The organism is Pseudomonas sp. PAGU 2196 (genome assembly GCF_022179005.1).
GTDB lineage: Bacteria > Pseudomonadota > Gammaproteobacteria > Pseudomonadales > Pseudomonadaceae > Aquipseudomonas > Aquipseudomonas kermanshahensis.
In genome coordinates this window covers 84,998-109,270 of record NZ_BNTL01000012.1, presented here as the reverse complement: position 1 = coordinate 109,270, position 24,273 = coordinate 84,998, and the positions used below count along the sequence as shown (strand labels likewise).

At 62.4% G+C, this 24,273-nt stretch carries 22 protein-coding genes, 1 tRNA gene and 1 pseudogene; 8 read left to right on the top strand and 16 right to left on the bottom strand.

Annotation, left to right across the window (positions count from 1 at the left end; all coding sequences use genetic code 11):
- Nucleotides 1-1,098 precede the first annotated feature (1,098 nt).
- The 9 genes and pseudogenes from MFF34_RS13385 to MFF34_RS13345 all read right to left on the bottom strand — a co-directional run bounded on the left by MFF34_RS13385 (nucleotide 1,099) and on the right by MFF34_RS13345 (nucleotide 9,367).
- A pseudogene (locus MFF34_RS13385) lies at nucleotides 1,099-2,374 on the bottom strand (tyrosine-type recombinase/integrase).
- A gap of 193 nt (nucleotides 2,375-2,567) precedes the next feature.
- Complete coding sequence (ychF, locus tag MFF34_RS13380) at nucleotides 2,568-3,668, bottom strand: redox-regulated ATPase YchF (RefSeq protein ID WP_027594480.1); 1,101 nt, start codon at nucleotides 3,666-3,668, stop codon at nucleotides 2,568-2,570.
- 21 nt (nucleotides 3,669-3,689) lie between these two features.
- Nucleotides 3,690-4,274: an aminoacyl-tRNA hydrolase gene (pth, locus tag MFF34_RS13375; protein ID WP_008099045.1), complete on the bottom strand. Its 585-nt coding sequence runs from the start codon at nucleotides 4,272-4,274 to the stop codon at nucleotides 3,690-3,692.
- Nucleotides 4,275-4,353: 79 nt separating this feature from the next.
- Nucleotides 4,354-4,947, bottom strand: a complete 594-nt coding sequence (locus MFF34_RS13370) for a 50S ribosomal protein L25/general stress protein Ctc (protein ID WP_027594479.1) — start codon at nucleotides 4,945-4,947, stop codon at nucleotides 4,354-4,356.
- 122 nt (nucleotides 4,948-5,069) lie between these two features.
- Nucleotides 5,070-6,011, bottom strand: a complete 942-nt coding sequence (locus MFF34_RS13365) for a ribose-phosphate pyrophosphokinase (protein ID WP_003247410.1) — start codon at nucleotides 6,009-6,011, stop codon at nucleotides 5,070-5,072.
- Nucleotides 6,012-6,059: 48 nt separating this feature from the next.
- Nucleotides 6,060-6,134: transfer RNA gene (locus MFF34_RS13360), tRNA-Gln, on the bottom strand.
- A 19-nt stretch (nucleotides 6,135-6,153) separates the two neighbouring features.
- Entirely contained in the window at nucleotides 6,154-7,014 is an 861-nt protein-coding gene (ispE, locus tag MFF34_RS13355; protein WP_085274109.1) for a 4-(cytidine 5'-diphospho)-2-C-methyl-D-erythritol kinase, read from the bottom strand.
- Nucleotides 7,015-7,017: 3 nt separating this feature from the next.
- The gene (gene lolB, locus MFF34_RS13350; RefSeq protein WP_099452894.1) at nucleotides 7,018-7,635 is read right to left on the bottom strand and encodes a lipoprotein insertase outer membrane protein LolB; all 618 of its coding nucleotides are present in this window, start codon (nucleotides 7,633-7,635) and stop codon (nucleotides 7,018-7,020) included.
- 4 nt (nucleotides 7,636-7,639) lie between these two features.
- The gene (locus tag MFF34_RS13345; RefSeq protein WP_238214533.1) at nucleotides 7,640-9,367 is read right to left on the bottom strand and encodes a tetratricopeptide repeat protein; all 1,728 of its coding nucleotides are present in this window, start codon (nucleotides 9,365-9,367) and stop codon (nucleotides 7,640-7,642) included.
- Between the two features lie 230 nt (nucleotides 9,368-9,597).
- Here MFF34_RS13345 and hemA point away from each other — a divergent pair, with 230 nt between their 5' ends.
- From hemA to MFF34_RS13315, 6 genes are all read left to right on the top strand, one after another.
- Complete coding sequence (gene hemA / locus MFF34_RS13340; protein ID WP_027594475.1) at nucleotides 9,598-10,875, top strand: glutamyl-tRNA reductase; 1,278 nt, start codon at nucleotides 9,598-9,600, stop codon at nucleotides 10,873-10,875.
- Nucleotides 10,872-11,954, top strand: coding sequence for a peptide chain release factor 1 (prfA, locus tag MFF34_RS13335; protein ID WP_027594474.1), 1,083 nt, complete (start codon nucleotides 10,872-10,874; stop codon nucleotides 11,952-11,954). The genes hemA and prfA overlap by 4 nt, the downstream gene beginning before the upstream one ends.
- On the top strand, nucleotides 11,954-12,784 hold the full coding sequence (prmC, locus tag MFF34_RS13330; protein WP_238214531.1) for a peptide chain release factor N(5)-glutamine methyltransferase: 831 nt from the start codon (nucleotides 11,954-11,956) through the stop codon (nucleotides 12,782-12,784). Before prfA ends, prmC begins: the two co-directional genes overlap by 1 nt.
- Entirely contained in the window at nucleotides 12,778-13,533 is a 756-nt protein-coding gene (locus MFF34_RS13325; RefSeq protein WP_238214529.1) for a molybdopterin-synthase adenylyltransferase MoeB, read from the top strand. The genes prmC and MFF34_RS13325 overlap by 7 nt, the downstream gene beginning before the upstream one ends.
- A complete protein-coding gene (murI, locus tag MFF34_RS13320; RefSeq protein ID WP_238214527.1) occupies nucleotides 13,526-14,323 on the top strand; it encodes a glutamate racemase in 798 nt (265 codons plus the stop codon). The genes MFF34_RS13325 and murI overlap by 8 nt, the downstream gene beginning before the upstream one ends.
- 106 nt (nucleotides 14,324-14,429) lie before the next feature.
- Nucleotides 14,430-14,948 carry an acyloxyacyl hydrolase gene (locus MFF34_RS13315; RefSeq protein ID WP_099428312.1) on the top strand — a complete coding sequence of 173 codons (519 nt, stop codon included), beginning with the start codon at nucleotides 14,430-14,432 and terminating at the stop codon, nucleotides 14,946-14,948.
- Between the two features lie 114 nt (nucleotides 14,949-15,062).
- Here MFF34_RS13315 and MFF34_RS13310 read toward each other — a convergent pair whose 3' ends face one another.
- From MFF34_RS13310 to MFF34_RS13290, 5 genes are all read right to left on the bottom strand, one after another.
- Complete coding sequence (locus MFF34_RS13310) at nucleotides 15,063-15,764, bottom strand: SDR family oxidoreductase (RefSeq protein ID WP_238214567.1); 702 nt, start codon at nucleotides 15,762-15,764, stop codon at nucleotides 15,063-15,065.
- Nucleotides 15,758-17,200 carry a deoxyribodipyrimidine photo-lyase gene (phrB, locus tag MFF34_RS13305; RefSeq protein ID WP_238214525.1) on the bottom strand — a complete coding sequence of 481 codons (1,443 nt, stop codon included), beginning with the start codon at nucleotides 17,198-17,200 and terminating at the stop codon, nucleotides 15,758-15,760. The genes MFF34_RS13310 and phrB overlap by 7 nt, the downstream gene beginning before the upstream one ends.
- Nucleotides 17,191-18,090, bottom strand: a complete 900-nt coding sequence (locus MFF34_RS13300) for a MerR family transcriptional regulator (RefSeq protein WP_238214523.1) — start codon at nucleotides 18,088-18,090, stop codon at nucleotides 17,191-17,193. Before MFF34_RS13300 ends, phrB begins: the two co-directional genes overlap by 10 nt.
- Nucleotides 18,080-19,048: a DUF523 and DUF1722 domain-containing protein gene (locus tag MFF34_RS13295; protein ID WP_027594466.1), complete on the bottom strand. Its 969-nt coding sequence runs from the start codon at nucleotides 19,046-19,048 to the stop codon at nucleotides 18,080-18,082. Before MFF34_RS13295 ends, MFF34_RS13300 begins: the two co-directional genes overlap by 11 nt.
- Before the next feature lie 106 nt (nucleotides 19,049-19,154).
- Nucleotides 19,155-20,141 (bottom strand): NAD(P)/FAD-dependent oxidoreductase, encoded by a 987-nt coding sequence (locus MFF34_RS13290; RefSeq protein WP_099428317.1) that lies wholly within the window; start codon nucleotides 20,139-20,141, stop codon nucleotides 19,155-19,157.
- Nucleotides 20,142-20,328: 187 nt separating this feature from the next.
- Between MFF34_RS13290 and MFF34_RS13285 the strand changes: the two genes are divergently transcribed.
- Both MFF34_RS13285 and hemH read left to right on the top strand, forming a co-directional pair.
- The gene (locus MFF34_RS13285; RefSeq protein WP_238214510.1) at nucleotides 20,329-21,234 is read left to right on the top strand and encodes a TIGR01777 family oxidoreductase; all 906 of its coding nucleotides are present in this window, start codon (nucleotides 20,329-20,331) and stop codon (nucleotides 21,232-21,234) included.
- Nucleotides 21,235-21,247: 13 nt separating this feature from the next.
- Nucleotides 21,248-22,261 (top strand): ferrochelatase, encoded by a 1,014-nt coding sequence (gene hemH / locus MFF34_RS13280; RefSeq protein WP_238214500.1) that lies wholly within the window; start codon nucleotides 21,248-21,250, stop codon nucleotides 22,259-22,261.
- An 86-nt stretch (nucleotides 22,262-22,347) separates the two neighbouring features.
- On the opposite strand, the gene MFF34_RS13275 is transcribed toward hemH, so the two are convergent.
- The gene (locus MFF34_RS13275; RefSeq protein ID WP_027594462.1) at nucleotides 22,348-23,622 is read right to left on the bottom strand and encodes a uracil-xanthine permease family protein; all 1,275 of its coding nucleotides are present in this window, start codon (nucleotides 23,620-23,622) and stop codon (nucleotides 22,348-22,350) included.
- Between the two features lie 2 nt (nucleotides 23,623-23,624).
- Nucleotides 23,625-24,263: a uracil phosphoribosyltransferase gene (upp, locus tag MFF34_RS13270; protein WP_027594461.1), complete on the bottom strand. Its 639-nt coding sequence runs from the start codon at nucleotides 24,261-24,263 to the stop codon at nucleotides 23,625-23,627.
- Nucleotides 24,264-24,273 lie beyond the last annotated feature (10 nt).

Here is a 24,273-nt window from a genome sequence, read left to right as displayed (position 1 = left end):
TACCAAACAATAGCCCTTGCGATGACGAGGTGTCCAACTTCAGGTTTTCGTGAAGCTTGAACGGGGCCGGCTTCGCTAGTTTTGGGACTGACCTTCCACCCACCTCGCGTTTCAACTACAGCCATGATCTGTGTCCTCTCTTAGCTAGCCTGAAGTCCATCCTCACGTCATCCCGCCAAGAATGCTGAGTGTTATCAGGGATCAAGGCCCCTGCGACCTGTGAGGGTGTCCACTGACGCGGGACTGGCGGCTCTTTACGACCAAGAGCAAGGGCATCTCATGATCTGGCCTCCTGATCACCGATAGCGGTGGGCGGGTGGAGGCTGCACTGACTGACGAGACCAGCGCCGCGAGATCCTGAGCCACAAGCAAGCAGCAATGCGATGACCGGGGCATGCCTGACTGTCAGTCAGGTGCAGTCCATTCCTTGGGCTGCGGCGCCATCATCTACAGCGCTGTTGCTGGTGACATCGGCGTTTGTCACGCCGATTGTCACGAGGTGGATTGCCGCAAAGCCATGTGCGATCAGGGCTGCAGCGGTGTCAGGAGCGCCCGTCTCTTTTCTGGAAAAATAAACGGGCGCAAGTTGGCGCAAGAATCGGCCAAGCGATTAGGTTGCTGCAGGACAGCGCAGTACGGTGTAGCTGGCGCACGAGGGCGAGCACCCATCACCTGGAAGGTGACCGGGCGAGCTGCCGGATGCTAATCGCCCTTGGGAGAATCACCGCATAACGCGGCGTGACCTTGAAGGTTCGGGTCACCTGGGTGCTGCCAGCGGCAGCGCTTCGAGGCTTCTTTCTAGCGCCGGTGGGATGGCTGGGTCAATCAAGTTAGGCATTGCTCATTGCGCCAAAATTCAATAGCGGAAAGAGGTAACCGTGAGTGGTGGTGAGTGGACGATGGGCCGTTTGTCGCCTTCTTGATGCGAGCCCCTGTGCATGGGAATGCGGAGCCTTTCTATGCGCAGGGACTTTGACTGAAAAGCCGTCGTTCACGTCGTACCACGGCGACAGTCGCCACCGATGTCGCCTGCTGCCGGCCAAGTCGCACGTGGGATGTCGCCAGTGTCGCCGCTGTCGCCACACCGTGGACGCGTCATTATCGGGCCATGCTCTTGGTGATCGGCGTAATATTCGTTGCCCCGCGCATCCATGCGTCGAGCATATCTGCCCACTGCTGCATCATGACTGTGCGATCTGCCAAGTATTCCGCCTGATTGTAGGTGCGTCGCACCGCGTTCGGTTCAGCATGGGCAAGTTAACGCTCAATCCAGTCTCCCGGATAGCCCAATTCATTGAGGCGGGTGCTCCCCGTGGTCCTGGTGGCATGAGGGCTGTACTTCCCACTCCAGCCCAGGGATTTCAGCATCTGGCGAAACGACGCCGCGACCATGGGTTTCGAGCGTTCATCTCGATGGGGGAAGAGGTGCTCGTATTTGCCAGTGACGGTTTGCAAGCCTCGTAACACTGCGACAGCCTGAGTTGGCAGGGGCACGTTGTGCTCTTTACGCTTCTTCATTCGCTCAGCCGGGATACGCCAGCGAGCCGCGTCTAGGTCGAACTCTTCCCAGCGGGCTTCGACCGCTTCATTTGGGCGGCATAACGTTAGCCACATCAGGCGAAAGGCGACTTCGGTTTCATGGCGCCCGCAGTGGCCTTCCACGTCGCGTAAAAGCTGGCCAATTTCATCGGTCGTCAGCGGACGTTTGTGCTGCGTTTTGTTAGCGGGCAGGGCGCGGCGCACTGGATAGACCGGGTCTGTATCTGCTCGCAGCGTCGAGACGGCGAGTTCAAAAATACCGGACATGTTCCGTTTGGCCGCCGCAGCGACCGTCAGACCGTTTTTCTTCACTGAGGTGGTGAGCGCGTCCAGGATGTGGGCGGGGGTGATGCTTTTGATCGACCACGGACCAATCTTCGGAAACACTACGCGTTCGAGCATTTCTAGGCGCTTGACCTTTGTGATGTCTTCCCAGTCTTTAGAGTGCCAGCCACTCCCGCGCGACCGCCTCGAATGTAGTGGCGTTGTCTTGCTGCTGCTTGATGCGCAGCAGTTGTCGATGTCTGGCGGGATTGATACCTTGTTTCACTAGGTCTCGGGCTTTGAGGCGTTCTTCGCGTGCTTCTGCCAGTGTGAAGCGTCGACCTTTACGACGTGCCAAGGCGTCCTCATCACTCTCACCACGGGGCGCAATGGCATAGTCACCCACCGCGAAGGTGCTTTCCTTGGCGGTGTCTGTGATACGGATGCTGAAGCGGTAACGCCACGCTTTGGTGCCGTTGGGTTTGACCTCGAGATACAGGCCTTTTCCATCCGTGAGTTTGTAAGGCTTGTCCTTGGGCTTCGCGGTGCGGCATTGGGTATCAGTAAGCATCGTCTGATCTCCGGTTTTCGCCATACCCGGTTTTTGAAATCGGGTTATGGGCGTCGTACCCGGAAGACTAGTCAAGGAACGCTCGGATCTCAATGGATGAAAATGGTGGCCCAAAAACACAAAACCCCCGTATCGCTTGGCGATCACGGGGGTTTTGAAGTCTTTCAAGTACCGTGGAATCCCACGGCGCCCATCAGACGTTGAAGCGGAAGTGCATCACGTCACCGTCTTTGACGATGTAGTCTTTACCTTCCAGGCGCCATTTACCGGCTTCCTTGGCGCCGCTTTCACCCTTGAACTGGATGAAGTCGTCATACGCTACCACTTCGGCGCGGATGAAGCCTTTTTCGAAGTCGGTGTGGATAACACCGGCGGCCTGTGGCGCGGTGGCGCCGACGCGGACGGTCCAGGCGCGGACTTCCTGCACACCGGCAGTGAAGTAGGTCTGCAGGTTCAGCAGCTCGTAACCGGCACGGATCACGCGGTTCAGGCCAGGCTCTTCCAGGCCCAGGGCCTCGAGGAACATGTCTTTCTCTTCACCGTCGTCCAGCTCGGCGATTTCGGCTTCGATCTTGTTGCAGACCGGCACCACGACCGCGCCTTCTTCTTCGGCGATGGCACGGACTACGTCCAGGTGCGGGTTGTTGTCGAAGCCGTCTTCAGCGACGTTGGCGATGTACATCACCGGCTTGCTGGTCAGCAGGTGGAAGCCACGGATGACGGCCTTTTCGTCGTCAGCCATGTGCTTCATCAGGCTGCGCGCGGGCTTGCCTTCGGTGAAGTGCGGGATCAGCTTTTCCAGGATGGCCTTTTGCGCCAGGGCTTCCTTGTCGCCGCCCTTGGCGTTGCGGGCAACCTTCTGCAGTTGCTTCTCGCAGCTGTCGAGGTCGGCGAAGATCAGCTCGAGGTCGATGATCTCGATGTCACGCTTGGGGTCGACGCTGTTGGAAACGTGAATCACGTTCTCGTCTTCGAAGCAGCGCACCACGTGGGCGATGGCATCGGTCTCGCGGATGTTGGCGAGGAACTTGTTGCCCAGGCCTTCACCTTTCGAAGCGCCCGCCACCAGGCCTGCGATGTCGACGAATTCCATGGTGGTCGGCAGGATGCGGTTAGGCTTGACGATTTCCGCCAGTGCAGCCAGGCGCGCGTCGGGCATCGGCACGATGCCGCTGTTCGGCTCGATGGTGCAGAAAGGGAAGTTCTCCGCCGCGATGCCAGACTTGGTCAGGGCGTTGAACAGGGTGGACTTGCCGACGTTGGGCAGGCCGACGATGCCGCAATTGAAACCCATGGGTATTCCCTCTCTAGGAAATCAGGCCTTCTGGCTGTGCAGTTCGCGCATCGCCTTGGCGAAATCGCCAGCGAGGACATCTGGCAGCACGCCGAGGGCAAAATCGATGCTGGCATCGAGCTTCTCCTGCTCGGCGCGCGGCGCGCGGCCCAGGACGAAGTTGGAGACCAGTTTGGCGTCGCCCGGGTGGCCAATGCCAAGCCGCAGGCGGTGGAAGTCGTTCTGGTTGCCGAGCTGCGCGATGATGTCGCGCAGGCCGTTGTGCCCACCATGGCCGCCGCCGCGTTTGAGCTTGGCGACGCCTGGAGGCAGGTCGAGTTCGTCATGCGCCACCAGGATCGCTTCCGGCTTGATGCGGAAGAAATTGGCCAAGGCCGCCACGGACTGGCCGCTACGGTTCATGTAGGTGGTGGGAATGAGCAGACGAACGTCGTTGCCCTGATGGCTGAATTTAGCCGTCAGGCCGAAATACTTGCGGTCAGCGGTCAAGGAGACGCGCTGGGCGCTGGCAATGCGTTCAACGAAAAGAGCCCCTGCGTTATGCCGGGTCTGTTCGTATTCGGGGCCGGGGTTACCCAGGCCAACGATCAACTGGATGGCGGTCACGTCAGGGGCTCTTCCTTGGAGTTGGTGGGTTACAGGGCGCGGGGCACTGTAACCCGATCAACACCGGCGTGCGAGTGGATTACTCGGCAGCGCCTTCAGCTTCTGGAGCAACGCGTGGCGCGTGAACGTTGGCAACAGCTTTGTCATCACCGTGGGCCAGAGCGACGAACTCTACGCCTTTCGGAGCTTTCAGGTCCGACAGGTGGATGATGCTGCCGACTTCGGCGTTGGCCAGGTCAACTTCGATGAACTCAGGCAGGTCTTTGGCTTCGCAAGAAACTTCGATCTCGGAAACAACGTGCGAGATCTCGCCGCCTTTCTTGATCGGGGCTTCTTCGCCGATGAAGTGAACCGGAACCTTGGCGGTCAGCTTCTGGCCAGCAACGACGCGAACGAAGTCAGCGTGCATGATGAATTGCTTGGCTGGGTGGCGCTGCATGGCCTTGACGATGACGTTTTGCTTGACGCCGTCAACGTTCAGCTCGATCACGTGGCTGTAGGCAGCTTCGTTTTCGAACAGTTTGGCGATTTCCTTCGACACGATGGTCAGGGACTCGGCGTCTTTACCGCCACCGTAGACAACGGCAGGGATGCTCAGCGAGTGACGCAGGCGGCGGCTCGCACCTTTCCCCAGGTCAGTACGCTTTTGGGCGTTCAGGATGAAATCAGTCATTTTGCTTCTCCAAAATAGCCATCTCCCGCAGGCGTTTGCGACCAGCGCCAAACGGGGTGGGCAAAAAAGCCCCGCCCCAACACATGCTGGGGCGGGGCGCTTCACATCAACACGTGTTCCGCTTAGCGGAACATCGCACTGATCGATTCTTCATTGCTGATGCGGCGTACCGCTTCAGCGACAACCGGTGCGATATCCAACTGGCGGATACGGTCACAGGCTTGAGCAGCGGCGGACAGCGGAACGGTGTTGGTCACCACCAGCTCGTCCAGTACCGACTTCTCGATGTTCTCGATCGCGCGGCCCGACAGGACAGGGTGCGTGCAGTAGGCGTAAACCTTGGCAGCGCCGTGTTCTTTCAGGGCTTTGGCCGCGTGGCACAGGGTGCCGGCGGTGTCGACCATGTCGTCTACCAGGATGCAAGTGCGCCCTTCGACGTCGCCGATGATGTGCATAACCTCGGAGTGGTTAGCCTTTTCGCGGCGTTTATCGATGATACCCAGATCGACACCCAGGGACTTGGCGACGGCGCGTGCGCGCACGACACCACCGATGTCCGGGGAGACGATCATCAGGTTCTCGAAACGCTGGTCTTCGATATCGTCGACCAATACGGGCGAGCCGTAAATGTTGTCGACAGGAATATCGAAGAAACCCTGGATCTGGTCAGCGTGCAGGTCGACGGTGAGTACACGGTCGATACCTACGACAGTGAGCATGTCAGCGACGACTTTGGCGCTGATAGCAACACGTGCCGAACGCGGACGGCGGTCCTGGCGGGCGTATCCGAAGTAAGGAATCACGGCGGTGATTCGGGATGCTGAGGAGCGGCGGAAGGCGTCGGCCATCACTACCAGTTCCATCAGGTTATCGTTGGTCGGGGCACAGGTCGGCTGAATAATGAAGACGTCTTTACCGCGGACATTTTCATTGATCTCAGTGCTGATCTCGCCGTCGGAGAATTTACCGACAGAGACGTCACCGAGAGGGATATGCAGCTGACGTACGACACGCCGAGCCAGATCGGGGTTAGCGTTCCCCGTAAAGACCATCATCTTGGACACGCGCAGTACCTGAAGGCTGAGGGTATACCTGGATGAGTATAAGGAAAATGGCAGGGGCGGCTGGATTCGAACCAACGCATGGCAGGATCAAAACCTGCTGCCTTACCGCTTGGCGACGCCCCTGTATCTGTTGCTGCGAGCGCTATGCACTCGACTTCTTGACCAGACTTTGTAGCTTGCGATGCAACATCGAAATATTGCTTCCTTTCGCCACAAACCCTGTTTGGGTCGCTGAAAGAAGGGCCAGAACTTTATCAGCTTCGGCTTTGCTTGGGAAGGCCCCAAACACACAACTTCCAGTTCCGGTTAGTCTAGCTTCGGTGAATTTACCCAGAGAATTCAATGCGTTTCGAACTTCTGGATACCGCTGCTCAACCACCCGCTGGCAGTCATTTCGACTGTTTCCCTCGGGAACGGGGCGCATCTTAAGGGGGAGGGAATCACGTGTCAACTGCGGATGTGAAAAAATTTCTACAGTACTGACAGACACTTGCGGCACCAGCACGACATACCAGGGTTCGTCGGGGTCGACCGGGGTCAGTTGTTCGCCGACACCCTGGGCGAATGCCGCGTGGCCGCGAACGAATACCGGCACGTCGGCGCCCAGGCTTAGGCCCAGGGCCGCCAGGCGGTCTTCATCCCAGCCCAGTTGCCATAAGTGCGCCAGCGCCAGCAGGGTGGTCGCGGCATCCGAGCTGCCGCCACCGATGCCACCGCCCATGGGCAAGACCTTGGTCAGCCAGATGTCGGCGCCAAGCGTTGTGCCGGATTGCGCTTGCAGTTTGCGTGCGGCGCGTACGATCAGGTTGCTGTCGTGGGGCACCGCCTCGATGTCGGTGTGCAGGCGGATTACGCCGTCTTCACGCAGGGCGAAGGTCAATTCGTCGGCGTGGTCGAGGAACTGGAAGACGGTTTCCAGCTCGTGGTAACCGTCAGGGCGGCGGCCGATGATGTGCAGCCACAGGTTGAGCTTGGCCGGGGCCGGCAGGGTGAGCGTGTTCATCGATCAGTGCCCCAGCTGGCGTGGCTGCCAATCCTTGACCACCAGGGTCACGTCGAGGTCCTTGCCGTGCAGTTTCAGGCGCTCGGGCAGCCAGTAGCCATTCTGCTCGGTGTAGCTCAGGTACTGGACCTGCCAGCCATCCTGGTCGAGGCTGGCCAGGCGGCTGTCGCCGTCCAGGGTCAGCTTGCTCTTGCTGTCGGGCGCGGGCAGGCCACGCACCCACCAGACCAGGTGCGATACCGGCAGTTGCCAGCCCAGCTGTTCTTCCAGCAGGGCCTCGGGGCTGGTCGCTTCGTAGCGGCCCTGGTTGGCCACTTCCAGCACCACGCCACCGGGGCGGCCGGTCAGGCGGGCGGCGCCACGGCCCAATGGGCCAGCCAGGCGGATGTCGTAGTAGTCCTGGCGTTGCAGCCAGAACAACGTGCCGCTGCCGGAGTCGCGCGGGGCGCGGATGCCGACCTTGCCGTTGATCTGCCAGCCATCCAGGGTGCTTAGTTGCGCCTTGTGCTGGCGCCACTGCTGCGGGTCGCCTTGGCCCTGCAGGGCTTCGCGGCTACCGAAGCCGGCACAGCCCGCGAGCAGGGCGATCAGGGTGAAGGTGATTAAATGGCGCAGGAACATGGCGTTAAAGGGTCTCTGATCCGGTCAGGCGCAGTACGGTCTTGCGCAGGATAGGGCTGTCGGGCTGGGCTTCGAAGGCCTTGGCCCAGACCTGGCGGGCTTCACGGCGCTTGCCGTTGGCCCACAGGACTTCGCCCAGGTGAGCGGCCACTTCATGGTCGGGGAAGCGCGCCAGGGCCTGGCGCAGGTAGCCTTCGGCTTCGTCGAGTTTGCCCTGGCGGTAGGCGACCCAGCCCAGGCTGTCGAGCACGGCCGGGTCGTCCGGCGTCAGCTGGTGGGCTTTGTCGATCAGCGCCTTGGCTTCGGCGTAGCGGGTGGTGCGGTCGGCCAGGGTATAACCCAGGGCGTTCAGCGCCATGGCGTTTTCGGGTTCGCGGGCGATGATGGCGCGCAGGTCTTTTTCCATCTGCGGCAGGTCGTCACGCTTTTCGGCCAGCATGGCGCGGGTGTACAGCAGGTTGAGGTCGTCCGGGTAGCGTTGGATGGCCTGCTGCAGCACCTGGTTGGCCTGGGCATCCTTGTTGTTGTTGCTGTAGCTTTCCGACTCGATCAGGTACAGCTGCACGGCGACGTCTGGCTGCGCCTCGCGGGCTTCGGCGAGCAGGCGCGAGGCCTCGCTGCCGCGGCCGTTGGCAATCAGGATATCGGCCTGGCGCAGTTGCGCCGGCAGGTAGTCGGGGCCGGGGCCGACCAGGGCGTATTCGCGCAAGGCGGCTTCGGGGTCGTGGCGCTCTTCGCGGATGCGGCCCAGGTTCAGGTGGGCGGCATCGACGTTGCTGTCACGCTCGATCAGCTCCTGCAGGTAGCCTTCGGCCTCATCCCAGTCTTTGTTTTCCAGGCATACCAGGGCCAGCGAGTAACGCAGCTCATCGTCTTCGGGGTACTGCTGGACCAGGCTGATGAACTCGCTTTTGGCATCGGCCATGCGGTCCTGCTCGACCAGGGTACGGGCGTAGGTCAGGCGCAGGCGTTTGTCATCCGGGTTGTCGCGGATCGCACCCCGCAGCAAGGGCAGGGCCTCTTTGCCGCGGTCGAGGGCCTGCAGCAGGCGGGCGCGCAACAGGACCGGGGCGATCTCGCCGTCTTGCGGCGGGTGCGCCTCGAGCAGCTCAAGCGCTTCTTCGGTCTTGCCGTCCTGGTTCAGCAGCAGCGCCTTGCCGAACACCAATTGGCCGTTGTCCGGGTATTTGACCAGCAGGCGTTCGAAGCTCTGCAGCAAGCCGTCGCGGGTGCTCTGGTCGGTCTCGGCGGCGGACAGGGCGAGGAAGTCGAAATGGGTATCGCCCTGGCCCTGCAGGACTTTTTCCATGTAGACCATGGCATCGTCGTAGCGCCCGGCACGGGCCAGCTGGATGGCGGCGGCGCGTTGGGCGTCGAGGTTGTCTGGGTCGTTGCGGGCCCAGACCAGGGCGTTGTCCAAGGCCGGCTCGTCGGCGCCGAGGTATTCGGCGATACGGTAGGCACGCTCGGAGACGCCTGGGTCCTGGGTCTTTTCGGCCTGGTCGGTGTAGTTGGCCAGGGCGATGTCGAAGCGGTTGCGCTGGCCGGCCAGCTCCGCGACCAGCAGGCTATAAAGGGTGTCTTGCTTGAACGAACCGTACACCACGGGTTTTTCGGCCTCGCCTGCGCCTGCGCCGGCCTCGGCAACGGGAGGCTCGGCTTTTTGCGGGGCCAGGCTCTGGCAACCCTGGAGCAGGGCGAAGGCAAGCAGCAGTGCGTAGGGTCTGTTCATAAAAAGGCTTAAAAGGACTCACCGGCGGTCGGAGCATGATGACACAAGCGCGGTGGCAAACCCACCTGCGAAGCATTTGGTTAACTGCGACCATGGCAGGGGCAAGCAGGTTCCGGGTGAGCGCTGACAGGGGATATTCCGGCGCTATCACGACAATAGCGAACGGTGGTTGTTCTGGAACCTGCGAAAGAGGACAATTATCGGCTTCTCGTCATAACCAGCGACCTTGCATGGCCTTTCTTGCACTTGGTATCAACCATAAGACTGCCTCGGTAGACGTACGCGAGCGCGTGGCGTTTACCCCAGAGCAGCTGGTGGACGCCCTGCAGCAGCTCTGCCGACTGACCGCCAGCCGTGAAGCGGCGATCCTGTCGACCTGCAACCGTAGCGAGCTCTATATAGAGCAGGACCACTTGTCTGCCGACGCGGTGCTGCATTGGCTGGCCGATTATCACCGCCTGAGCCTGGATGAACTGCGCGCCAGCGCCTACATCCATGAAGAGCACGACGCTGTACGGCACATGATGCGCGTGGCCTCGGGCCTTGACTCGCTGGTGCTTGGCGAGCCGCAGATCCTCGGCCAGATGAAGTCTGCCTACGCCGTGGCGCGTGAGGCCGGCACTGTCGGCCCGCTGCTCGGGCGCCTGTTCCAGGCCACCTTCAGTGCCGCCAAGCAGGTGCGCACCGACACCGCGATCGGCGAGAACCCGGTCTCGGTGGCGTTCGCCGCGGTGAGCCTGGCGCGGCAGATCTTCAGTGACCTGGGCCGCAGCCAGGCGCTGCTGATTGGCGCCGGCGAGACCATCACCCTGGTCGCCCGCCACCTTCACGAGCAAGGCGTGCGGCGTATCGTCGTGGCCAACCGGACCCTGGAGCGCGCCAGTACCCTGGCCGAGCAGTTTGGCGCCCATGCCGTGCTGCTGGCCGATATCCCGCAAGAGCTGGCCAACAGCGACATCGTCATCAGCTCCACCGCCAGCCAGTTGCCGATCCTCGGCAAGGGTGCGGTCGAGAGCGCGCTGAAGCAACGCCGGCACAAGCCGATCTTCATGGTCGACATCGCCGTCCCGCGTGATATCGAGCCCGAAGTCGGCGAACTCGACGACGTTTACCTCTACACCGTCGATGACCTGCACGATGTGGTCGCAGAAAACCTCAAGAGCCGCCAGGGCGCTGCCCAGGCCGCCGAAGAGCTGGTGTCGGTGGGCGCCGAAGACTTCATGGTGCGCCTGCGCGAGCTGGCTGCGGTGGACGTGCTCAAGGCCTACCGCCAGCAAAGCGAGCGGCTGCGTGATGAAGAACTGCAAAAAGCCCAGCGTCTGCTGGCCAACGGCGGCAACCCCGAAGACGTGCTGGCCCAACTGGCCCGGGGCCTGACCAATAAACTCCTGCACGCCCCCAGCGTGCAGCTGAAAAAGCTCTCGGCCGAGGGCCGCCTCGATGCGCTGGCCATGGCCCAGGAACTCTTTGCCCTCAACGAGGGCTCGACGGACAAATCCTCGCAATGAAAGCGTCGCTGCTGAACAAACTGGATATCATCCAGGACCGCTTCGAAGAACTGACCGCACTGCTCGGTGACGCTGAAGTCATCTCCGACCAGACGCGTTTCCGCGCCTATTCCCGCGAATACGCCGAAGTCGAGCCGGTCTACGCTGCCTATCAAGCGTGGCGCAAAGTCCAGGACGACCTGGAAGGCGCCCAGGCGCTGCTCAAGGACAGCGACCCGGACATGCGTGAAATGGCCGTGGAAGAAGTGCGCGAAGCCAAGGAGCAATTGCTGACGCTGGAAGCCCAGCTGCAACGCATGCTGCTGCCCAAGGACCCTAACGATGGGCGCAACGTGTTCCTCGAAATTCGCGCCGGCACCGGTGGCGACGAGGCGGCGATCTTTTCGGGCGACTTGTTCCGCATGTATTCGCGCTATGCCGAGAAGCGTGGCTGGCGCCTGGAGATTCTTTCCGAGAACGAAGGCGAACACGGCGGCTACAAGGAAATCATTGCCCGCGTCGAAGGCGAAAGCGTGTATGGCAAGCTCAAGTTCGAATCGGGCGCACACCGCGTGCAGCGCGTGCCGGAAACTGAGTCCCAAGGCCGTATCCACACCTCGGCGTGCACCGTGGCGGTGCTGCCCGAGCCCGACGAGCAGGCCGCGATCGAAATCAACCCGGCCGACTTGCGCGTGGACACCTACCGCGCCTCCGGCGCCGGCGGCCAGCACATCAACAAAACCGACTCGGCGGTGCGCATCACCCACTTGCCAACCGGTATGGTGGTCGAGTGCCAGGAAGAACGTTCGCAGCACAAAAACCGCGCCCGCGCCATGTCCTGGCTGTCGGCCAAGCTCAACGACATGCAGACCAGCGCCGCACAGAACGCCATTGCCAGTGAGCGCAAGCTGCTGGTGGGCTCCGGTGACCGCTCCGAGCGTATCCGCACCTACAATTATCCACAGGGCCGGGTCACCGATCACCGCATCAACCTGACCTTGTATTCGCTGGACGACATCCTCGCCGGTGGCGTAGACGCCGTGATCGAACCGCTGTTGGCCGAATACCAGGCCGATCAACTGGCCGCCCTGGGGGACTGATGACCATCATCGCCAGCTTGCTGCGCAATGCGCAGTTGCCCGAATCGCCCACCGAGCGGCTGGATGCCGAACTGTTGCTGGCTGCGGCCATCGGCAAGTCGCGCAGCTACCTGCATACCTGGCCCGAGCGCATCGTCAGCAGCGAAGCGGCCGACACCTACGCCGGTTACCTGCAGCGCCGCCGTAGTGGCGAGCCGGTCGCCTATATCCTCGGGCAGCAAGGGTTCTGGAACATCGACCTGGAAGTGGCGCCGCATACACTGATCCCGCGTCCGGACACCGAGCTGCTGGTCGAGACTGCCCTTGAGCTTCAGCCAGCAACCCCGGCCAAGGTGCTCGACCTGGGCACCGGGACCGGGGCCATTGCCCTGGCGTTGGCCGGCGATCGCCCGGCCTGGCAGGTGACGGCGGTAGACCGGGTGGAGGAGGCGGTCGCGTTGGCCGAGCGTAATCGCCAACGCCTGGGGCTGGCTAACGTCCAGGTGCGTGTCAGCCACTGGTTCGATGGCCTGGGCGATGCGCGCTTTGACCTGATTGTCAGCAACCCGCCGTACATCGCCACTGAAGACCCGCACTTGGTCGCTGGCGACGTGCGCTTCGAGCCCAGCAGCGCGCTGGTGGCGGGCGCCGATGGCCTGGACGACCTGCGCGTGATTGCCGCCCAGGCGCCACGCCACCTGCTGCCAGGTGGCTGGTTGTTGTTGGAGCACGGCTACGATCAGGCCGCAGCGGTGCGCGCCTTGCTGGCTGAACACGGCTTTAGCGAGGTGGCCAGCCGCACGGACCTGGGCCGCCATGAACGCATTACCCTGGGGCGCCTGCCATGCTGAGTGATCAGGAACTGTTGCGCTACAGCCGGCAGGTCTTGCTGGCACAGATCGATATCGACGGCCAACTGCGGCTCAAGCAGAGCAAGGCCCTGATCGTCGGCCTCGGTGGCTTGGGCTCGCCTGTGGCGCTGTACCTGGCTGCGGCGGGCGTGGGTGAGCTGCACCTGGCGGACTTCGACACCGTTGACCTGACCAACCTGCAACGCCAGGTGATCCACGACAGCGCCAGCGTCGGCATGAGCAAGGTGGACTCGGCGCTGCAGCGCCTGGAGGCGATCAACCCAGAGATCAGCCTGGTCGCTCATCGCCAGGCGTTGGACGAGGACTCGCTGGCCGCTGCGGTGGCGGCGGTCGACCTGGTGCTGGACTGCTCCGACAACTTTTCTACCCGCGAGGCGGTCAACGCTGCGTGCGTTGCTGCCGGTAAACCCCTGGTCAGTGGCGCGGCAATCCGCCTCGAAGGCCAGCTGTCGGTGTTCGACCCGCGGCGTGACTACAGCCCTTGCTACCACTGCCTGTATGGCCATGGCAGCGAGGCTGAACTGACCTGCAGCGAAGCCGGCGTGATCGGCCCGCTGGTGGGGCTGGTAGGTAGCCTGCAGGCCCTGGAAGCCATGAAACTCTTGGCTGGGTTCGGCGAGCCGCTGGTGGGCCGCCTGTTGCTGATCGATGCCCTCGGCACGCGCATTCGTGAGCTGCGGGTTAAGCGCGACCCGGGTTGCGCGGTCTGTGGCAAGCGCGATGGCTGAGCGTTCGGCGCCGATTGGCGTAATGGATTCGGGTGTCGGCGGTTTGTCGGTACTGGCCGAGATCCAGCGCCTGCTGCCTAACGAATCACTGCTGTATGTGGCCGATTGCGGGCACGTGCCTTACGGTGAAAAGTCGGCGGATTACATCCGCCAGCGCTGCCGGCGTATTGCCGAGTTCTTCCAGCAGCAAGGCGCCAAGGCCTTTGTCCTGGCCTGTAATACCGCGACAGTGGCGGCCGTTGCCGACCTGCGCGAGCTGTACCCGCAATGGCCGCTGGTGGGCATGGAGCCAGCGGTAAAGCCGGCTGCCGCAGCCACCCGCTCCGGCGTGGTCGGCGTGCTGGCCACGACCGGCACCTTGCAGAGCGCCAAGTTCGCGGCGTTGCTCGACCGCTTCGCCAGCGATGTGCGCGTGGTCACCCAGCCTTGCCCCGGCCTGGTCGAGCGGATCGAAACCGGCGACCTGAGCAGCCCGGCCTTGCGCCAGTTGTTGCTCGGCTATGTGCAGCCGCTGCTGGCGGCTGGCTGCGACACGCTGATCCTGGGTTGCACGCATTACCCCTTCCTGCGCACGCTGCTGGCCGACATGGTGCCGGCGGACGTAGCCATCATCGATACCGGCGCCGCCGTGGCGCGTCAACTGCAGCGTCTGCTGAGCGCCAGCGACCTGCTGGCTGAGGGCCCGGCAGTGGATACCCGCTTCTGGACCAGTTCCGACCCACAATCCCTGAGAAAAATCCTACCGTTGCTGTGGCAGAAGTCCGACAGTGTGCAACGCTTTACGTTGTGAAAAAAACGTGAAAATTAGCTGAACTATCGTACCACTGCCGATTTCTACAGATTTGCCTGACACGAGGCAAACACTAACAACAGCATTAGAAAGAAGGATGTTTCTTATGAGGAAACTGCTCGGCTTGGCGGCGGCTGCCGTCTTTACCTTGGGGCAAGCAGTGTCGGCGCAGGCGGCCGATGTTTCATTTTCGGTGGGGCAGACGGGTGACTCGACCATGGTCTACCGGCTGGGTCTGCAATCGAACTGGGACGCGAGCTGGTGGCAGACCAGTGTTGGCCGCCTGACCGGGTATTGGGATGGGGCTTACACCTACTGGGATGGCGACAAGACCGCGAGCAACCACAGCCTGTCGTTCGCACCGGTATTCGTTTATGAGTTTGCGGGGGATTCGGTAAAGCCCTATATCGAGGCCGGGATTGGCGTCGCGGCCTTTTCCAGCACCGAGCTTGAAAGCAATGAGCTGGGCTCGGCGTTCCAGTTCGAAGACCGAATCGGTTTTGGACTGCGCTTTGCGGGCGGGCATGAAATTGGTGTACGGGCCATTCACTATTCCAATGCTGGCATCAAGCAACCTAACGACGGTGTAGAGAGCTACAGCCTGCATTACCGCATGGCACTCTAAGCTGCCCCGCACCCTTGTAGGAGCAGCCTTGCGCTGCGAAGAGGCCGGTAATAGCAGCAGAGATTCTTTGTGGTCTCACCGACCTCTTCGCAGCGCAAGGCTGCTCCTACAAGATCAGGGTCGTAGTGGCCACAAGCTGCTCAGGTCCAGCGTCTCCAGTACCAATTCCGGCTCGCGTTGCGGCAACCGTCGCAACAGTTCCTCGGCAGCGCTTTCAGGCGTCCAGGCCTCGGGTATCGCTTGCGCCGTTGTCACGGGTGTTTTCAACGATTGCGGTCCCACTACCGTCAAGCTGATCTGTAGCTTTTCCAGTACTTGGCGTTGCTCGCGAAACCACTGGGCAGTGCTGTTGAAGCCGCTGGCAACCTGGGTGGGTGCAAACAGCTGCGTGGCCGAGTAGCGATTGAGGATGGCCATTACCTGAGGTGCATCACCCTTCGTCAGCAGCGGCAAGGCACTGGCCAGGCAACGTTCGCTGGCCACCAGGTTGCCGCTGGCGATGGCCTCGAACAGCTCATCATCGGCCACGTCGTCGGCCAGGTAATCACTGGTGCCGGCATTGATGATCAGGCAATCCAGCGAACCCCAAGTATTCAACAACACTGTGCTGGCTGCATCGACCTGTTCCAGCACCTGCAACTGGTCCGGCAGGCGCAACAACTGCTGGGCGAACCGCGCGCCCAGGGTATCCAGCGCCTCACATTCCCTGCTACTGGCGGCCACCCGATGCCCTTGCTCGAGTAACCGCTCAACCAATGCCAGCCCTAATCCGTTACTGGCCCCTGTTACCCAGAAACTGCGAGCGCTGTTCACGATACTGCCCCCTGATCCTGCCGGCGCGGAAGGCCTTTGAAGGCCTCCAATGCACGCTGGCGACTGCTGCCGAGATCGACGATTGGATTGTGATACGAATTAGTAGCAAAAAGATCCGCAACCTTCACGGGCTGATGAATGGCTTTCTCATCCAGGCCCTGCAATTCCGGTACCCAGTGACGAATGAATCGCCCTTGCGGGTCGAAGCGCTGAGACTGCGAAACCGGATTGAAGATGCGGAAGTAGGGCACTGCATCGGTCCCGGTGGACGCGCTCCATTGCCAGCCACCGTTGTTGGCCGCCAGGTCACCGTCTATTAGGTGGCGCATGAAATGCCGTTCGCCTTTGCGCCAGTCGATCAGCAGGTTCTTGCTGAGAAACATGGCGACGATCATGCGCAGGCGGTTGTGCATCCAACCGGTGTCCAGCAACTGGCGCATGGCGGCATCGATGATCGGGAAGCCGGTGCGCCCCTGTTCCCAGGCCGCGAGGTCTTCAGGCGCATCGCGCCATGGCAAGGCTTCGGTGTGGGTGCGGAAGGCGCGGTGCCGCGAGACCTGTGGATAACCCGTCAGGATGTGCTTGTAGAACTCTCGCCAGAGCAACTCGTTGATCCAGGTTTGGATGCCCGTGCTGCCGCTGTCAAACTCGCCACGGTTGCAGGCGAGGGCGCCGTGCAGGCATTGCCGGGGTGAGATCACCCCAGCGGCCAGATAGGCCGAGAGCTGGCTGGTGCCCGGCTTGGCGGGGAGGTCGCGCAGGTGATGGTAGTCGTCAATCGCCTCATCAAGAAAGCGCGTCAGGCGGCTCTGCGCCTCGGCTTCCCCTGCTGGCCAGTGGTCGCTCAAGGTGCGCGGCGGTGTGTCGAAGCCCTCTATCTGCTCGGGTATGGGGTCGCTGGCGATGTTCAGGGGCGACTGCGGTTTGACTCGAGGGGCTAACGCCGGGAGGCTGCGGTGCAAGTGTTCGAGGCAGTTTTTCTTGAACTGGCTGAAGACCTGGAAGTAGTCACCACTGCGGGTGAGGACCGTGCCTGGGCGGAAGAACAACTGGTCGAGGTAGCTGTGCGCCTGGATGGCTGACTGCTCCAGCAGTGCCCGCGTAGCCTGGTCGCGGCGCTCTTCGTTGATGCCGTACTCCTCGTTCCAGTGCACGCCCTCGACCCGGTGCTGACGGCAGGCGTCCAACACGGCCTGTGGCGCCTGATCCCACGTATCGATGGTGCGGATCAGCAACGGGATGTTGAGGGCCTCCAGCGACTGACGCAGCGTGCGCAGGTTGCGCAGCCAGAAGTCGACTTTGCAGGCTGCGTCGTCATGCGCCTGCCACTGGCCGGGGCTGACCAGCCACAGGGCAAGTGTCGGGCCGCGTTCGCAGGCTGCGCTCAAGGCGGTGTTGTCATCGATGCGCAGGTCGCTGCGCAGCCAGATCAGTTGCATGGCGCATTCATCTCTACAGGCCGGCGGCCATTGCCTTGAAGCACGCGCAATGCCGACTGCGGGGTATCGAACAGGAAGAGCTCGGGAAGGTCGAGGGCGTTCAAGTGGGCCTCATGCAGGGCGAGCGTGGCGCCACCCAGCAGTTTTGGCCCAGGTATGCCTTGCAACAGGCGCTGCAAGGCTTTGCTGTCGATGCGTGGCCCCAGGTGCAGCAGGAGGGCGCGCGGCTGCAGTGCGGCGATCGCCCGTTGCAGCTGCGGGCCGCCAACCGGCTGTTCCAGCACTTCGACAGGGATGCCATTGCTGCTCAGCAGCCAGGCGCATAGCCACAGAGCGGGGTCGACGGCCTGCTCGCTGTCTTCGGCCAGCAGCACCGCTGGGCCTTGTAGCAGTTGGTTGTCGTGGTACACCCGAGCGCCGAGCTTGCTGCGCAGCCAGGTATGGAAAAACACCTGTTCAAGCCGGGCATTGAAATAGTTGCGCCAGCGCAGCTCCAGGCTGTCGAGCAGGGGCAGCAGCAGTTGCTCGCACAGGGTGATAGCGGGGTACAGCGCCATGGCCTGGTTGAGTTGCTGGTCGAGTGCACGTTGCGAGAGGTTGGCGATGGCCTCGATCAACTGCGCCTGCCGGGCCTGCCAGTCGCTTTGCGGGGCGCTGCTGGTGGGTTTGTCGAGCAGCTCGCGCACCTGGCCCACCGACGCGCCGCGCTGCAGCCAGGCCAGGATCGCTTCGACCCGTTCGACCTGCTCGATGGAATACAAACGGTGCCCTTTAGCGGTGCGTTGCGGCTTGAGCAGGCCGTATCGACGTTCCCAGGCACGCAGGGTGACGGGGTTGACGCCGGTGCGGCGGGCGAGCTCGCCGATAGGCAGCAGGCTTTCAGACGGCATTACGAAGCCCCAGGCTCTCGGGGTGTGGTTGCAGGTAGGCTTGCTGCATCAGGTAAGGGTCTGGGTGTTTGCGCAGGTGATGCTTGAGCAAGGTCAGAGGCACGACCAGCGGCACCACGCCTTGTTGGTACTGGCTGATGAGGGTTTGCAATTCGGCTTTGTCCTGTGCGGTCAGGGCATCTTTGAAGTAGCCACTCAGGTGCTGCAGCACGTTGCAGTGCGTGCCACGGCTGGCACAGCGACGCAGCGCTTGCATCAGCTCGCTGAAGTAACGTGGCCCGATCTCCTGTGGGTCGTCATCGCGGCTCATGGTGCCGAGCAGCCGCCCCAGCGTGCGGTAGGCTTGGGGGTTGTTGGCCATCAACAGGTACTTGTAGCGCGCATGAAAGCGCACCAGCGCGCCGCGGCTGAGGCCTTCGGCCAACAGGCGCTGCCAATCGGCATAGGCGTACACGCGGCTGATGAAGTTTTCGCGCAGCACGGCATCGTGCAGGCGGCCTTCCTCTTCCACCGGCAGGTCCGGGCGCAGGCTGCAGAAAGCGTGGGCATAAACGCCGCGGCCGCCATGGAAGGCGGGGTGGCCGTTGTCCTGGTAGACCTTGACCCGCTCCAGGCCGCAGGAGGGCGACTTCTGCATGAAGATGTAGCCGCAGATATCATCGAGCTCGCCGGCCATCTGCTCGCCATAGGTGCGCAGCGGGCCGGTCAGGTCCATGCCGGGGTTGCGGGTGCCGACCACTTCGGGTTGCTCAGGGTTGCCGACCAGGCGGATAGGATCGCGTGGAATGCCGAGGCCGATAGCCACTTCTGGGCAAACGGGCACCCATTCGAAATGCGCTTCCAGTTGTGTGCGGCACAGGTCGGAGGCCTTGTGCCCGCCGTTGTAGCGCACACTGTGGCCGGTCAGGCAGGCGCTGATCGCGATGCGAGGCTTGCTGTGGGCGGTGGCGGCTTGCATGGCTGTCTCCGGAAAACCTGTACGTGAAATCAAATTTGTACAAGTTTATTCCAGCACAGCTACGGAGTTATGCAAACAAGTTTTTTTGTACAGGTTCAGCGCCCGCTCAGTCGAGGTGTTCCAGCAGCCGTCGGGCCGCTTCCTGGCCGCTCAGCCACGCGCCTTCGACACGCCCGGACAAGCACCAGTCGCCACAGGCATACAGGCCTTGATCGGCATCGGCCAAGGCGCCCCACTCGTGGTTGCTGGTGGGGCGTGCATACAACCAGCGGTGGGCGAGGGCGAAGGTGGGGGCCGGTACCACGCAGCCGACCAGTTCGGCGAACTCGCCCCACAACTGCTCGATCACCTCTTCCTTCGACAGGTCGATGTGCTGCCGGCTCCAGTTCGACGTGGCATGCAGCACCCAGGTATCGAGGTGCTCGTCCCGCCCTGGCTTGCTGCGGTTGCGGGCCAGCCAGTCCAGCGGGTTGTCCTGCACGAAGCAGCCTTGCATCGGGGTGTCCAGTGGGGTCTGGAAGCCCAGGGCAACCGCCCAGGTGGGCTCCATCTGCACGCCTGCTGCCACCGCAGCGAGTTTGGGGGTCGAGGCCAGCAGCGGCGTGGCCTGTGGCGCCGGCACGGCGATTACCACGCGGCTGAATGGGCCGTGGCTGCAGCCTTCGGTGTCTTGCAGGTGCCAGTACTGTTTGCCGCGGAACACTTCAGCGATGCGGCAGCCAAAGTTGACGGTCACATCCTTGAGCAGGCCACGGGTGATGGCGCTCATGCGGGGCACGCCAACCCAGCGTGTTTGCTCGTCTGGGGAGGGGGTGAGTTCGCCATCGCGGTAGTTGTACAGCTGCGGCTTCCACTGCTCGGCCCAACCGGCGGCTACCCATTGCTGGACCTGTTCGACGAAGCGCCGATCACGGGCAGTGAAGTACTGGGCGCCCAGGTCCAGCGCGCCAGCCTCGCTGCGCTTGCTGGCCATGCGCCCGCCACTGCCGTGGCCTTTGTCGAACAGGTGCACGGATTGCCCGGCCTTTTGCAGTGCCTGGGCGGCGGACAGACCGGCGATACCGGCACCGATGATGGCAATAGGTACTGTCATGATGGCCTCTTCAAACCTTGCTGTGAGCAGACTACGCTGTCAGGCAAACCTGTACAATGCACAACTTTTGTATAAGGTTATTCCGCTTTATAGAGCAGGTTGGCCTATGTTTATCCGAGAGCGTCGGGTCAAAAAAGTGCCTTGATCTTAAAAATAGACCACAGCCGCATTCTGCGAGGACACAGCCATGCATATATTGCTGACAGGCGGCACTGGCTTGATTGGCCAGCACCTGTGCCAGTTCTGGCTCGGCCAGGGCCATCGCCTCACGGTCTGGAGCCGCCGACCGGAGCAGGTGCCCAAACTGTGCGGTAGCGGGGTGCGCGGTATCGCCCAGTTGGACGAACTGCAAGCGGACGATCACCTCGACGCGGTCATCAACCTGGCGGGTGCGCCGATCGCTGACCGGCCCTGGACCGGAGCCCGGCGCAACCTGTTGTGGGCCAGCCGCATCACCCTCACCGAGCAACTGCTGGCATGGCTGGGGGCGCGTGAGCAGCGCCCTGAGGTGTTGATTTCCGGTTCTGCGGTGGGTTGGTATGGGGACGGCGGTGAGCGTGAACTCACCGAGGCGTCCCAGCCGGTGCGCGAAGATTTTGCCAGCCAGTTGTGTATTGCCTGGGAAGAAACTGCCCAGCGTTCGCAAGCTCAAGGCATCCGCGTGGTGCTGGTGCGCACCGGGTTGGTACTGGCCAGCGATGGCGGCTTTTTGTCGCGCCTGCGGTTGCCCTTCAAGCTCGGGCTGGGCGGGCCGTTGGGCGATGGTCGGCAGTGGATGCCGTGGATCCATATAGACGACCAGGTCGCCCTGATTGATTTTCTCTTGCAGCATAAGGACACCAGCGGTCCTTATAATGCCTGCGCCCCAGAGCCTGTGCGCAACCGTGAGTTCGCCAGGCGGCTGGGCCGTGCGATGCACCGGCCGGCGCTGCTGCCTGTGCCTGCGCTTTTGCTGAAGGCAGGGCTCGGCGAGCTGTCGACGCTGTTGCTCGGCGGCCAGCGGGCGCGCCCGGTGCGCTTGCTGGCGGCAGGTTTCGCTTTCCGTTTCAACGATCTGCAATCGGCCCTGGACGACTTGTCCAGCCGCCTCTGACATAGGACGCTGCATGACCGATCACGCCCTGCTGCTGGTGAACCTGGGTTCCCCGGCCTCCACTTCGGTGGCCGATGTGCGCCGTTACCTCAACCAGTTCCTGATGGACCCGTACGTGATCGACCTGCCTTGGCCGGTGCGGCGCTTGCTGGTGTCGTTGATTCTGATCAAGCGCCCGGAACAGTCGGCGCACGCCTACGCGTCGATCTGGTGGGACGAAGGCTCGCCACTGGTGGTGCTGACCCGCCGCCTGCAGGCTGCGATGGTCGAGCACTGGCCCCATGGCCCGGTGGAAATCGCCATGCGCTACGGCCAGCCGGCGTTGCCCGAAGTGCTGGAGCGCCTGGCAGCTCAGGGCGTGCGCAAGGTCACCCTGGCACCGCTTTATCCACAGTTCGCCGACAGTACGGTGACCACCGTGGTGGCGTTGGCCAAACAGACGATCAGCGAGCGCCAGTTGCCGTTGCAGATGCGCGTGCTGCAGCCGTTCTACGACCATCCCGAGTACATCGAGGCGTTGGTGGCCAGCGCCAAGCCTTACCTGCAGCAGGATTACGACCACCTGTTGCTGAGTTTCCATGGGCTGCCGGAGCGGCACCTGAAAAAGCTCGACCCCACCGGTAAGCATGATTTTCAGGCGGCCGATTGCTGCAAGGACGCCAGTGCCGAAATGCGCGCCGTGTGTTATCGCGGGCAGTGTTTGGCCACGGCCAAGGCCTTTGCGCAGAAAATGGGCATACCGGATGGCAAGTGGTCGGTGTCGTTCCAGTCGCGCCTGGGGCGCGCCAAGTGGATCGAACCCTATACCGAGACGCGGCTGGACGAGTTGGCCAAGGCGGGGGTGAAGAAGCTGCTGGTGATGTGCCCGGCGTTCGTTGCCGATTGCATCGAGACGCTGGAAGAGATCGGCGATCGCGGCAAAGAACAGTTCATCGAAGCCGGGGGCGAGGAATTGCTGCTGGTGCCGTGCCTGAATGATCACCCAGAGTGGGTGAAGGTGCTGGCGGGGATGTGCGAGAAAGCCTGAATGAGTCCGCCCTTGTGGGGGCGGCCTCTTCGCAGTACAAGGCTGCTCCTACAGGAGAGGCGTTCTCCGGCAGGAGCCCGTGTCACTCAAGGCAGCTGATCATCCAGCTTCTTGTTCTTCCAGCCATCATTGCCCGGCAGGATCAGGTTCAGGGCAATGGCCACCACGGCGCACAGGGCGATGCCCTTCAGGCCCCAGTCGTCCGGGCCGTCACCGCTGCCGATCAACACGCCGCCAATACCGAACACCAGGGTCACCGAAACGATCACCAGGTTGCGCGCCTCGGCCAGGTCGATCTTGTGGCGGATCATGGTGTTCATGCCCACCGCCGCAATCGAGCCGAACAGCAGGCACAGAATGCCGCCCATGACCGGTACCGGAATGCTCTGCAGCAGCGCGCCGAACTTGCCGATGAAGGCCAGGGTAATAGCAAACACCGCCGCCCAGGTCATGATCTTCGGGTTGTAGTTCTTGGTCAGCATCACCGCGCCGGTCACTTCGGCGTAGGTGGTGTTGGGTGGGCCACCGAACAGGCCGGCAGCCGTGGTCGCCAGGCCGTCACCCAGCAGGGTGCGGTGCAAGCCAGGCTTTTTCAGGTAGTCGCGCCCGGTGACGCTGCCCACCGCAATCACCCCACCGATGTGCTCGATCGCCGGTGCCAGGGCTACCGGCACGATGAACAGGATGGCCTGCCAGTTGAACGCCGGCGCGGTGAAGTTGGGGATCTCCAACCATGGTGCAGCGGCAATCTTGGCCGTGTCGACCACGCCAAAGGCAAACGCCAGGGCAAAGCCCACCAGCACGCCGGAGATGATCGGCACCAGGCGGAAGATACCCTTGCCGAAGACCGCGACGATCAATGTGGTCAGCAGTGCCGGCATCGAGATCAGCATGGCGGTCTTGTAAGGCATCAGCGCAGCACCGTCACCGCCTTTGCCCATGGCCATGTTGGCAGCGATGGGCGCCATGGCCAGGCCAATCGAGATGATCACTGGGCCAATCACTACAGGCGGCAGCATGCGGTCGATGAAACCGGTGCCTTTGATTTTTACCATCAGCCCCATGAAGGTGTAGACGAAGCCTGCGGCCATTACGCCGCCCATGGTTTCGGCTAGGCCGAACTGGCCCTTGGCAAGGATGATCGGGGTGATGAAGGCAAAGCTGGATGCCAGGAACACCGGGACCTGACGGCCGGTGACCAGCTGGAACAGCAGCGTGCCGATACCGGCGGTGAACAGCGCGACGTTCGGGTCGAGGCCGGTGATCAGTGGCATCAGCACCAGCGCGCCAAATGCCACGAAGAGCATCTGCGCGCCCGAAACGACCTGGCGCCAAAGCGGGTCGTTGAAGCCGTCCTGCATGGTCAGGCGTCCTTTTGCTTGGTGCCGAAGATCTTGTCGCCGGCATCACCCAAGCCCGGCACGATGTAGCCGTGCTCGTTCAGGCGCTGGTCGATCGAAGCGGTGTAGATCTGCACATCCGGGTGGGCTTTTTCCACCACATTGATGCCTTCGGGGGCGGCGACCAGCACCATGGCGCGAATTTCTTTGCAGCCCGCTTTTTTCAGCAGGTCGATGGTGGCGACCATCGAGGCGCCGGTGGCCAGCATCGGGTCGATGATCAGGGCCAGGCGCTGGTTGATGTCCGGCGCGAGCTTTTCCAGGTAGGTGTGGGCTTCGAGGGTTTCTTCGTTGCGCGCGACGCCGACGGCACTGACCTTGGCACCCGGAATCAGGCTGAGCACGCCGTCGAGCATGCCGATGCCGGCGCGCAGGATCGGGACGACGGTAATCTTCTTGCCGGCGATTTTTTCGACCTGCACCTTGCCACACCACCCGTCGATCTCGTAGGTTTCCAGTGGCAGGTCCTGGGTGGCTTCATAGGTCAGAAGCGCGCCGACTTCCTGGGCAAGTTCGCGAAAATTCTTAGTGCTGATGTCGGCACGGCGCATGAGGCCGAGCTTGTGGCGGATCAGCGGATGGCGGATCTCACGAGTGGGCATAGGGGGGGCT

Bases quoted from the DNA above. Each gene is read 5' to 3' on its own strand.
- MFF34_RS13295 (WP_027594466.1), bottom strand. From the start codon at position 19,048: ATGCAAGCCGCCACCGCCCACAGCAAGCCTCGCATCGCGATCAGCGCC.
- upp (WP_027594461.1), bottom strand. From the start codon at position 24,263: ATGCCCACTCGTGAGATCCGCCATCCGCTGATCCGCCACAAGCTCGGC.
- hemA (WP_027594475.1), top strand. From the start codon at position 9,598: ATGGCCTTTCTTGCACTTGGTATCAACCATAAGACTGCCTCGGTAGAC.
- prmC (WP_238214531.1), top strand. From the start codon at position 11,954: ATGACCATCATCGCCAGCTTGCTGCGCAATGCGCAGTTGCCCGAATCG.
- ychF (WP_027594480.1), bottom strand. From the start codon at position 3,668: ATGGGTTTCAATTGCGGCATCGTCGGCCTGCCCAACGTCGGCAAGTCC.
- phrB (WP_238214525.1), bottom strand. From the start codon at position 17,200: ATGCAACTGATCTGGCTGCGCAGCGACCTGCGCATCGATGACAACACC.
- MFF34_RS13325 (WP_238214529.1), top strand. From the start codon at position 12,778: ATGCTGAGTGATCAGGAACTGTTGCGCTACAGCCGGCAGGTCTTGCTG.
- prfA (WP_027594474.1), top strand. From the start codon at position 10,872: ATGAAAGCGTCGCTGCTGAACAAACTGGATATCATCCAGGACCGCTTC.
- murI (WP_238214527.1), top strand. From the start codon at position 13,526: ATGGCTGAGCGTTCGGCGCCGATTGGCGTAATGGATTCGGGTGTCGGC.
- MFF34_RS13345 (WP_238214533.1), bottom strand. From the start codon at position 9,367: ATGAACAGACCCTACGCACTGCTGCTTGCCTTCGCCCTGCTCCAGGGT.
- MFF34_RS13300 (WP_238214523.1), bottom strand. From the start codon at position 18,090: ATGCCGTCTGAAAGCCTGCTGCCTATCGGCGAGCTCGCCCGCCGCACC.
- MFF34_RS13275 (WP_027594462.1), bottom strand. From the start codon at position 23,622: ATGCAGGACGGCTTCAACGACCCGCTTTGGCGCCAGGTCGTTTCGGGC.
- MFF34_RS13290 (WP_099428317.1), bottom strand. From the start codon at position 20,141: ATGACAGTACCTATTGCCATCATCGGTGCCGGTATCGCCGGTCTGTCC.
- MFF34_RS13370 (WP_027594479.1), bottom strand. From the start codon at position 4,947: ATGACTGATTTCATCCTGAACGCCCAAAAGCGTACTGACCTGGGGAAA.
- hemH (WP_238214500.1), top strand. From the start codon at position 21,248: ATGACCGATCACGCCCTGCTGCTGGTGAACCTGGGTTCCCCGGCCTCC.
- MFF34_RS13315 (WP_099428312.1), top strand. From the start codon at position 14,430: ATGAGGAAACTGCTCGGCTTGGCGGCGGCTGCCGTCTTTACCTTGGGG.
- lolB (WP_099452894.1), bottom strand. From the start codon at position 7,635: ATGTTCCTGCGCCATTTAATCACCTTCACCCTGATCGCCCTGCTCGCG.
- ispE (WP_085274109.1), bottom strand. From the start codon at position 7,014: ATGAACACGCTCACCCTGCCGGCCCCGGCCAAGCTCAACCTGTGGCTG.
- MFF34_RS13285 (WP_238214510.1), top strand. From the start codon at position 20,329: ATGCATATATTGCTGACAGGCGGCACTGGCTTGATTGGCCAGCACCTG.